This window comes from Aquimarina sp. I32.4, from assembly GCF_002924285.1.
Taxonomy (GTDB): domain Bacteria; phylum Bacteroidota; class Bacteroidia; order Flavobacteriales; family Flavobacteriaceae; genus Aquimarina.
This window is the reverse complement of the sequence record NZ_PGUB01000137.1, coordinates 1-9586: the sequence shown is the minus strand read 5'-3', so window position 1 is coordinate 9586 and position 9586 is coordinate 1. Positions and strand designations below refer to the sequence as shown.

General features: G+C 31.0%; 12 protein-coding genes and 1 pseudogene. 11 read left to right on the top strand and 2 right to left on the bottom strand.

Going from position 1 to position 9586, the window contains the following annotated elements; translation table 11 throughout:
- Positions 1-65 precede the first annotated feature (65 nt).
- The gene (locus CVD18_RS20025; RefSeq protein WP_103867277.1) at positions 66-635 is read left to right on the top strand and encodes a serine hydrolase domain-containing protein; all 570 of its coding nucleotides are present in this window, start codon (positions 66-68) and stop codon (positions 633-635) included.
- A gap of 255 nt (positions 636-890) precedes the next feature.
- On the opposite strand, the gene CVD18_RS20020 is transcribed toward CVD18_RS20025, so the two are convergent.
- Complete coding sequence (locus CVD18_RS20020; protein ID WP_103867276.1) at positions 891-1244, bottom strand: TfoX/Sxy family protein; 354 nt, start codon at positions 1242-1244, stop codon at positions 891-893.
- 235 nt (positions 1245-1479) lie between these two features.
- On the bottom strand, positions 1480-1842 hold the full coding sequence (locus CVD18_RS20015; protein ID WP_103867275.1) for a VOC family protein: 363 nt from the start codon (positions 1840-1842) through the stop codon (positions 1480-1482).
- A 92-nt stretch (positions 1843-1934) separates the two neighbouring features.
- Here CVD18_RS20015 and CVD18_RS20010 point away from each other — a divergent pair, with 92 nt between their 5' ends.
- The 10 genes and pseudogenes from CVD18_RS20010 (at position 1935) to CVD18_RS19960 (ending at position 9391) form a co-directional block, all read left to right on the top strand.
- Positions 1935-3326 (top strand): hypothetical protein, encoded by a 1392-nt coding sequence (locus CVD18_RS20010; protein WP_103867274.1) that lies wholly within the window; start codon positions 1935-1937, stop codon positions 3324-3326.
- A gap of 46 nt (positions 3327-3372) precedes the next feature.
- Positions 3373-3835 (top strand): annotated as a pseudogene (locus CVD18_RS20005) (class I SAM-dependent methyltransferase).
- Positions 3836-4228: 393 nt separating this feature from the next.
- The gene (gene modA / locus CVD18_RS19995) at positions 4229-4990 is read left to right on the top strand and encodes a molybdate ABC transporter substrate-binding protein (RefSeq protein WP_103867271.1); all 762 of its coding nucleotides are present in this window, start codon (positions 4229-4231) and stop codon (positions 4988-4990) included.
- Positions 4991-4993: 3 nt separating this feature from the next.
- A complete protein-coding gene (locus CVD18_RS19990) occupies positions 4994-5392 on the top strand; it encodes a molybdopterin-binding protein (RefSeq protein ID WP_103867270.1) in 399 nt (132 codons plus the stop codon).
- Positions 5389-6063: a molybdate ABC transporter permease subunit gene (gene modB, locus CVD18_RS19985; protein ID WP_103867269.1), complete on the top strand. Its 675-nt coding sequence runs from the start codon at positions 5389-5391 to the stop codon at positions 6061-6063. The genes CVD18_RS19990 and modB overlap by 4 nt, the downstream gene beginning before the upstream one ends.
- Positions 6060-6935, top strand: a complete 876-nt coding sequence (locus CVD18_RS19980; protein WP_103867268.1) for a sulfate/molybdate ABC transporter ATP-binding protein — start codon at positions 6060-6062, stop codon at positions 6933-6935. The genes modB and CVD18_RS19980 overlap by 4 nt, the downstream gene beginning before the upstream one ends.
- Positions 6936-7043: 108 nt before the next feature.
- Entirely contained in the window at positions 7044-7577 is a 534-nt protein-coding gene (locus tag CVD18_RS19975; protein WP_103867267.1) for a hypothetical protein, read from the top strand.
- A gap of 14 nt (positions 7578-7591) precedes the next feature.
- Positions 7592-8080, top strand: a complete 489-nt coding sequence (locus CVD18_RS19970) for a nuclear transport factor 2 family protein (protein ID WP_103867266.1) — start codon at positions 7592-7594, stop codon at positions 8078-8080.
- 289 nt (positions 8081-8369) lie between these two features.
- Positions 8370-9071 carry a hypothetical protein gene (locus CVD18_RS19965; protein WP_103867265.1) on the top strand — a complete coding sequence of 234 codons (702 nt, stop codon included), beginning with the start codon at positions 8370-8372 and terminating at the stop codon, positions 9069-9071.
- A 2-nt stretch (positions 9072-9073) separates the two neighbouring features.
- Entirely contained in the window at positions 9074-9391 is a 318-nt protein-coding gene (locus CVD18_RS19960; protein WP_103867264.1) for a hypothetical protein, read from the top strand.
- Positions 9392-9586 lie beyond the last annotated feature (195 nt).

Genomic DNA, 9586 nt, shown 5'->3' with positions numbered 1-9586 from the left:
AACATATCTTTTTAAGACCAAAAGCTACAGAGGGGTCAATATGACCAGAATGGGGGTCAGTATCCATAGAATATCCAATCGAACAGGTAACCAAAGAAAAATGGCAAAAATTTATTGTTCAAAATATTTTAATCCCTTCTAACATGAGCGACAGCAAAATCACAGATGGCACCTACCCACAGAATAACGTTGCACATGCGTACAAGCTCATAGATGGCCATTATATTGAAAATGATTATGGAGAAGTCCCAACCTTTGCCGCTTCTGGAAATAGTGGAATATGGAGCTCTGTAATGGATTTAGCAAATTATGAGCACTCAATAAAAGAAGGTAAATTCTTAAGTAAAAAATCACTGAAAGACTCCAGAAGTATTTTTAAACCCAAAAACTGGAAAGACACCATAGATCCCAAAATTGGCTACAGCTGGTTTATAACACCTAATACAAAATCTAGATATAAACTAAACATGATTTACCACACTGGCGAGGTAGGCGGATTTCATTCGTTCTATTTCTATTTTCCTAGCAAGGATGTATTATTCGTTGGGCTATTCAACAAACCTCTTAAAAAATACGCAGAAATAATCAATAAGGCCTTAGATATATGTAATGATCATAACTGGTTTGACAAATAAAACACCCCACACAACATTCAAACTATGCTCGACAAGAGCTTCACCTACACAAACAAGGTTAGTTGCACAAAACATCCTACTATAAAGGATGAAGGTAGATCTCTAAAAAACTACTCTCATCACCTCCTACAATAGCACAGAAAAAGATATCATTTTTTTGACGCTTTATACCAAAAAAAACAAAAGTCACAATAACTACTGAGTGGTTCAAAAAATATTTTCAAAAATCCCATATATAGATCACAAATCAGACCTTTACTTACTTCGTTTTGCTATCGGGTTAAAATTTAAACATAATTGAATCCAATATTCAAGATCATCATCAAGATCAAATCCCTCAGGCGTTACAAAAACAAAATTTTTCATAGGTCTTCCCGTAAAATCCATAGACTCACAGCCTTCTTTGGTCATCGCAACTTTACCAGCTTCCTTTCCTATTCTAGCCATTAACAAATCCATCCCTCTTTTCTTACTATAATGAATTCCACAACACATCTTATCATCTACCATAAAACAAAGTCCTCCCATCATCTTTTTTTCATAAAAATGCACTTTTTGCTCTTGCAAAATCCTTCGAATTCTATCTGCTATAAATTCACTATACGCCATAATTATTGAATTATTTTTAATAAATATTCATTCACTGGTCTCATATCTTTTTTTATTCTCATGAAACCAATCCTTATTATTAGCCTTCAAATCCTTAAAAAACTCAAAAAATCTTCTGTAAAACACCGCATACAACCACCTATAAAATTGACATTCTATAATCTAAATGGTTTAAACTTTTTCTACTCAATTTCTGCTATCATCAAAAAAGTTTAAACCACTATTCTTATAAAAACTACTTCATAGAATGAAAAGCCACTCTATTACCCTCTGTATCCAGAAACATAGCCATATACCCATTTTCTCCAAGTGATGTTTTAGGCATCAGCACTTTACCTCCTGCTTTTTCCACACGTGCCAAAGGTACTGATAAATCATCACCCCCATTAAGATATGCAAATGTACCCTCTTGAGATGGTTTATTGCCATTTCCATGAGTTACACAACCTCCCACCCCTCCTTCTTTATAAGGAAAAAATGCCATTTTAAAATCCATTTCCATTGGTTGTAATTTCACATTCAAAAGCTCGCTGTAAAACTGTATTGCTCTTTCAAAATTGGTACTGGGTATCTCAAACCAGCTAATTGCATTTGACATAATAATATAATTTATTGATTTCTAATACTTCAAATATAAATTATACTATATAACAAAAAAAAGCTATTTTTGAAAAAACATAGGCTTCTAACATGAAGAAAAATGAAGAATTATTTTACCTCATAAAATCATTATCTAAAAGCGAAAAAAGATATTTTAAACTAAACTCGCAAACAAATGATTCTGCAGAATATTTACTTCTTTTTGACGCCATAGAAGCCCAAAAAACATATAACGAAGCCGAAATAAAAGCCCTTTTCAAAGACAAAGCATTTGTCACACAACTTACCACAATCAAAAACTACCTAAAACAACGTATCCTACAATCTTTACGGAATTACCATGCAAAAATATCCAAAAATGCAGAACTTATGGATATCATTCGTAATGTAGAAATTTTGTTTCACAAAGGACAGTACACTATCTGTCAAAGCGAATTAAACAGAGCAGAAAAAAAGGCAAAACATTTTCAGAAAAACGTATTATTATTTCATATTCAAGATTGGAAAAGAAAAATACACCAAGCAAAATATCCGCAGGATTTTGAGTCATTAAAAACCATTATCCTAAAACAAAAAAACACTCTTGATGCTACCAATGAATACATAAATCTTCTTTTAGCAAACACCAACCCCGCACAATTCTCTTTATCTCACAAAAAAAGCGTTTCACTACAAAACAAAACCCTCAAAACTCTACATAAATACAGAAAACAATTACTCTCTAAACACTCAGACAAAGCAAAACAAACCCTAGAAAACTTAATCAAAGAATGGGAGCAAAACCCAGAGTTACTCAAAGAATATTTTGCAATGTATTTTTCTGTAAACAATAACTTACTTGCTTTTTTAGCCTATAAAAAGCAGTACAAAGAAGCTTTCGTAAGAATCCTACTTCTAAAACAAAAAGCATTTGATATACAAAATGTTTCTGCAGCTTTGATCAAAGAAAAACTCAGGCTTTACAACATAGAACTTGAAATCCACAGAAACCTAAAAGGATTGCACACTACCCATGAAATCATTACCGAAATTCAAGATTTTATCAAACAACACAAATCCTTGATTCCTAACAATTATTGGCTCTCTTTTCGATTTCAGTTTGCAAACATTTACTTCTTAAAGAAAGACTACACAACAGGACTACAATGGATCAATGACATTCTTAACAATCAAACAAAAGCAGACCGAAAAGATTTAATAACTTATACATATTGGCTCAATCTATTAATTCATCATGAATCAAACAATGGCTTCACATTAAGATACTTGATAGACGCCATAAAAAAACACTTAAAAAAACAAAAAAACATAGATTCCTACGAAAAAATTATATTGACATTTTTATCTAAAACAGTAAAGTCTGAGTCAACAGAAAAAAGAAAAGCATTTGCCAACCTCAAAAAACAACTAGAAGAACACCCTATACCCGAAAACACCTTAGGATATATTGACTTTACAGAATGGATATCCAGAAACTGTTAAAAGATCGATTTTAAAAGACATGAACCCATTTAATTTATAACAATCAATGAACGAGATTTACGAGTCTAAATTTGTTAAAAAACTATTCGATAAAATGAGTAGTTCATATTCAAAAGTAAACTACATCACGTCATTTGGCTTTAGCGAAAGATGGAGAAAACAATGTGTTGATGAGATTGACATTGAAAAAAGGAAAAGTTGTTGTTGATTTAATGACAGGGATGGGAGAATGCTGGAAGCACATTCTGAGAAAAAGCAATCAAAAATCATCCTTAATTAGCCTTGATTTTTCGTTTAAAATGACAAAACGAGCAAGAAAAAACAAACAAAAATTCACCTCTTTTAATATTACAATACTGGAAGAAGATGTCTTTAATAATTCAATAAAAAGTCAGACTGCTGATTATATTGTTTCTGGGTTTGGCCTAAAGGCATTTAACGATAATCAACTTCAAAAATTGGCAAATGAAATCGATCGAATTCTAAAACCAGGCGGTAAGTCTCGTTAATAAAAATTTCTGTTCCAAAAAAACAGGCTTCTAAAATTATTTTTTATGTTTTACTTAAAAAATATCATCCAAATTTTAGGAAAAATGTTTCTAAGGAGCCCTGACACCTATAAAATATTAGGTGTCTACACACAAGATTTCACTAATGCACGAAACATTTATCAAATTTTTAAAACCAAAGAATTTAATATTGAATATACAGAATATTTTTATGGTTGTGCAACGGGAATTAAAGGGCAAAAAACATCCTAAAAAGAAAGAATTATAAATAATCAAAGTTATTTTAGCCCTTTACAAAGACTAACTCTCTTGAAAGTATTGATTAATCCTAATTTCTGATAAATTAGCAAATACCACTAGTGTTTTAAAAGTTGAAAAATTAATTCTTCAAAAATGAAAAAAATTATATACCTCTTTTTTGCATCTTTGATAATAAGCTCCTCATGTCAACAAAAAAATGACCAAAAACTAAACATTGCTGTAGCTGCAAATATGCAGTTTGTAATAAAAAAGCTATCTAAAACTTTTACAGACCAAACTGGTATCGAATGCAATCTCATTATCAGCTCTTCTGGAAAATTAACTGCACAAATCAAAGAAGGAGCTCCTTTTGACATATTTCTTTCTGCAGACATGAAATATCCTAAAGAATTATTTAAGTCAGGTAAAACAATCAAAAAACCAAAAGTATACGGATACGGAAAATTAGTACTCTGGTCAATGATAGATAGTATACCTCCCTCTATAGACATACTTACCAGCACCAAAATAAATCATATTGCACTAGCTAATCCGAAAACCGCTCCTTATGGAATTGCAACTATAGAGACTTTAAAGCATTATAAAGTTTATGATAAGATCAAAAACAAATTGGTCTACGGCGAAAACATTTCACAAACCAATCAATTCATCATTTCAAAAGCTGCAGAAGTTGGTTTTACTTCAAAATCCGTAGTTTTATCTCAAGAATTGAATAACAAAGGCAAATGGGCACCAATAGATGAGACTCATTATACTTCTATTGCACAAGGAGTCGTAATCCTAAAACATGCTAATTCTAAACAACGAGAAGCTGAAAGGTTTTATAATTTTTTATCTTCACCTGATGCACAGAAAATTCTAATAGATTCTGGATATTCAATACAAGACAATTAATTTATGAATGTTCTCAAAGGAAAAATAACAGCTATAAAAACCACTGATAGTATATCAATAGTTACCATACAAGTAGCATCGGTATTTTTTAGCACAATACTAATCGAAACCCCAGATACTGCACCTTATCTACAAAAAGGAAACTCTATTAAAATAATATTTAAAGAAACCGAAGTTATTATTGGCAAAGGAACCACGCACCTTACAAGCATACAAAACAAAATTCCAGGAAAAATTATTAGTATAGAAAAAGGAGTACTATTGAGTAAACTGATCATTGACACTGCTGTAGGAAAAATAACAGCAATTATAACTTCTGACGCTACTGATCAATTACAATTAAAGACTGGAGAAAAAGTTACCTCGATGATTAAAACCACCGAAATAATGTTATCACAATGATTGATTGGCAACCTTTATTACTCACATTCAAGCTAGCATTAACAACAACATTTTTGTTAATCCTTATTTCGATTCCATTATCTTATTGGCTAGCTCACACAAAATCAAGAATAAAACCACTACTAGAAACCTTAATAAGTATGCCTCTTGTCTTACCGCCAACGGTTTTAGGGTTTTATATGCTAGTCGTTTTTGGACCAAGCACTACCCTTGGAGCATGGTTAAATGATTATCTGGGATTACGTCTTATTTTCTCATTCAAAGGACTCGTCATTGCATCAATTATATACAGTCTTCCGTTTATGGTACATCCTATACAAGCTGGTTTTGCAAATTTACCCACTACACTTACTGAGGCATCTTATGTATTAGGAAAATCAAAAATAACAACCATTTTCAACGTACTACTACCCAATATAAAACCATCTATTCTCACAGGTATCGTATTAGCTTTTGCCCACACTATAGGGGAATTTGGCGTTGTATTAATGATAGGTGGAAATATCCCAGGAAAAACAAAAGTAGCATCTATCGCGATTTATGATGAGGTAGAGGCTCTAAATTATGTAGCTGCTAATTGGTATTCTCTCATTCTATTTATAATCACATTCAGTATCCTATTATTAGTCTATTTGATCAACGGGGGATATTTGAAAAAATTCTGGAAATGATACAAATTGCTTTACAAAAAGAACTAACTGCTGCAAACGGAGTCATGCATCTTGATATTGATATCCATATACAACAAGGTACCTTGACAACATTATATGGTAATTCTGGCGCAGGAAAGACATCTATCCTTAGAATGATTGCTGGATTACTTCAACCAGATGAGGGACAAATTATCATTAACAAAAAAACTTGGTTTGACACAAAAAAAGGAATTTGCTTAACTCCTCAACAAAGAAAAATAGGGCTTGTATTTCAGGACTACGCATTGTTTCCTAACATGACTGTAAAAGAAAACCTCTTATATGCACTAGAGAAAGGGCAAGATAGAGAAATCATATCTCAATTAATGCAGATTATCGAACTCAAAGACCTGCAACATCAAAAACCCAATAAACTTTCAGGTGGACAAAAACAAAGAATTGCATTGGCAAGAGCATTGGTCAGAAAGCCTGAAATACTTATGCTGGATGAACCTCTTTCTGCATTAGACATAAAAATGCGAGCAAAATTACAAGATTACATCCTCAAAGTACACCAACAGTTTAACCTAACAACACTACTCATAAGTCATGATATTGCAGAGGTTATAAAAATGTCTGATACTGTATTAAACATTAAACATGGGAAAATAATCCAACAAGGTAAACCAATTGATGTATTCACTACCAAACAGGTAAGTGGTAAATTTCAGTTCTCGGGAGAAATCGTTGAAATCAAAAAAGAAGATATCATCTATATAGTAACCGTCTTAATAGGCTCTAATTTTGTAAAAGTAGTTGCAGAAGAAACAGAGGTACAAACAATGAAAATTGGAGACAAAGTTATTGTAGCATCAAAAGCATTCAACCCTCTACTACAAAAAATAAAATAACAACTCTTTAATACATTTTACAAATCCTCTATAAGCAATACTCAACAATTTTATAAATTGGTTTGACATAAATACCTTATTTTTGAATTCTTACTAATAAAACACAGGATGCGCATATTTCTTTTTTTAGGAATACTATTAATTTTCTCTGGTTGTCAGGACGAGAAAAAAGTTAAAACACAAGAAACAACTCCCATTATTCAACTAGATAGTCTTTCTAAGGAAAAGGCTAATTTAGATCTTTTAAAACTCTCTATAGAAGCAGAAAAAAGCTTGGAAAGTTTTGATGATTTCCAAAACCTACGGAGTTTTGTAACCACATTACGTAACGCTAATCCTTTTTTTGTAAATAAACATGTTGACAGTATTGATTTACTTGTAAGCACCTTCAAAGAAAATCTTTCTGAAGATTTAAATACAAACACTATAAATTCTCGTATACGTGTATTATCTACAGAAACAGGCTTGTTAAAATTAATTGCTGAAAAGAAAAAACAAGATCCAAAAAAAGTAATGGAAGCCAACACTAGATTAATCAAAGCATACAATAGTTTGATTATTCAATTGAATGAGTTATCGCTTGCTATACCCGAAAATATAGAAAAGGAATTATTGAGAGAAATCGATATTCAAGACAATTAATAAAAATAAATCACATGCAAAAACTCATCATATTACTATTTACTTGTAGTTTTTGTTTTGCACAGCAAAACACTGAAATCAAAACAACGCTTGAACAGTGGCACAAAGCTGCTGCAGATGCAGATTTTGACACTTATTTTGGGCTTATGACTTCTGATGCAATCTTTATTGGTACAGACCCTACAGAAAACTGGAATATTACAGCATTTAAAGCTTTTTCAAAACCCTATTTTGACAAAGGAAAAGCTTGGAGCTTCTCTACTCTTGACAGAAATATTTTTTTAAAAGACAATAACAACATTGCATGGTTTGATGAACTACTAGATACACAAATGGGTATATGCAGAGGAAGTGGTATTGTAGAAAAAACGGTTAGTGGGTGGAAAATAAAACACTATGTGTTATCTATAACCATTCCCAACGATAATGTAAAAGAAGTCACAGCACTTAAAAAGAAATTCGATACTGATTTGATGAATGAGTTAAGAGCTGATAAAAATTAAACAACCTATAAGACATTCAACTGGGGGAAAAATATTTCTAGTCTACAAAATTCTTCTCTCAACCATAAACGCTAGTATATCAGAATTCTAATTGACTAAAACAACCCTTTTTCTGACTTAAATTTTTACATAGCAACTTATATCCTAAAAAAGAATTCTCACTTCTATAACCCTTTTAACGTTACTATTACAAAACTGAAATTTCACGGATAACAGGGGGTTACAATTACCATATTTATAATAATTTTACGTTTAATTAATCTTATCAATATCTATTTAACAAAAAAATATGTTTATTACAATTATTAATACATATCAACCAATTCAAGAAATACCACTTAAAAATCAACAGTGCCTCAATTGTAAGAAAAGTGGTAATCTAATAATGATTCTATATCAACTACACACCAATAATGGATTCATTTATAAAGTTTCAAAAAAAGTAACTGGTGCGATACATTGCGAAAGCTGTAGTACTGATATCCCTGCAATCAAATGGACAAATGATATTGAAGCTATTTTTACCGCTGCAAAAAAACAAGCACCAATAGAAAAACCAACTAAAATCTATAAATGGCCTTTTAAATTCTTAATGATTGTTATTGGAATTATAGCCATTTCTATACTATATTTTAGTGTAGACTCTTATTTATCAAATTCTAATAAAAAAAATATTTTAAAAAATCCAAAGGTTGGTAATATGTTCAATATTCATTACATGGAAAGAACTTCATTACAAAAATATAACACTCAGGGTTTTACATGGGTTCGAATTAAGGAAATCAAAAAAGACACTTTAATTATGCAGTTTTATAAAGACCTAAATATAACTAGTAAAGCATCAGTAGACCTTTCTGAACACAATTTTAATGGTAGTATTTTCAATGCAAAAAAAAATAGTTTACAAACTGAAGAAAAAATAGATGAATTTCCTAGAAATGGCAATGATTACCTAGGCTTTCAATCAACTATATATAAATATAAAGAATAATCATGTCAAAAAAAACAAGAAAAGAACAACAATTTATTTCGCAAAACATGTATCATGGAAAAAGCTCTAAGAGTATATATTCGCCCCTAATTGGAGGAGTTATTACATCAATATCATTATTAGCTTGTGCTTATTTTTTACATCTAGATATTATTAAAATGGAAAATGGAGAACAAGTGATGATGAATAATTACCTATATCTATTATATGAAGCCTTAGGAGGACAAGGAGCAATGTATTTTTTATATGGAGCTGCCTTATTTAGTCTTATATTAAGCATATATGTTATTTTTAAACGAAAAAAAATGAAAGACCAGTAAAAACATTATCTACTAGTACTCCATCAATATCGAATACGAATAATCTATTCATCTAGTATCTTATCTATTCTATGATATTATAAAAACTCTTCCTTTACCAATAGAAGAGTGCATACAATGGATATTCTATGGATACTGACCCCCATTCTGGTCATATTGACCCCTCTGTAGCTTTTGGTCTTAAAAAGATATGTT

Bases quoted from the DNA above. Each gene is read 5' to 3' on its own strand.
- CVD18_RS20020 (WP_103867276.1), bottom strand. From the start codon at position 1,244: ATGGCGTATAGTGAATTTATAGCAGATAGAATTCGAAGGATTTTGCAA.
- CVD18_RS20015 (WP_103867275.1), bottom strand. From the start codon at position 1,842: ATGTCAAATGCAATTAGCTGGTTTGAGATACCCAGTACCAATTTTGAA.
- CVD18_RS20010 (WP_103867274.1), top strand. From the start codon at position 1,935: ATGAAGAAAAATGAAGAATTATTTTACCTCATAAAATCATTATCTAAA.
- modA (WP_103867271.1), top strand. From the start codon at position 4,229: ATGAAAAAAATTATATACCTCTTTTTTGCATCTTTGATAATAAGCTCC.
- CVD18_RS19990 (WP_103867270.1), top strand. From the start codon at position 4,994: ATGAATGTTCTCAAAGGAAAAATAACAGCTATAAAAACCACTGATAGT.
- modB (WP_103867269.1), top strand. From the start codon at position 5,389: ATGATTGATTGGCAACCTTTATTACTCACATTCAAGCTAGCATTAACA.
- CVD18_RS19980 (WP_103867268.1), top strand. From the start codon at position 6,060: ATGATACAAATTGCTTTACAAAAAGAACTAACTGCTGCAAACGGAGTC.
- CVD18_RS19975 (WP_103867267.1), top strand. From the start codon at position 7,044: ATGCGCATATTTCTTTTTTTAGGAATACTATTAATTTTCTCTGGTTGT.
- CVD18_RS19970 (WP_103867266.1), top strand. From the start codon at position 7,592: ATGCAAAAACTCATCATATTACTATTTACTTGTAGTTTTTGTTTTGCA.
- CVD18_RS19965 (WP_103867265.1), top strand. From the start codon at position 8,370: ATGTTTATTACAATTATTAATACATATCAACCAATTCAAGAAATACCA.
- CVD18_RS19960 (WP_103867264.1), top strand. From the start codon at position 9,074: ATGTCAAAAAAAACAAGAAAAGAACAACAATTTATTTCGCAAAACATG.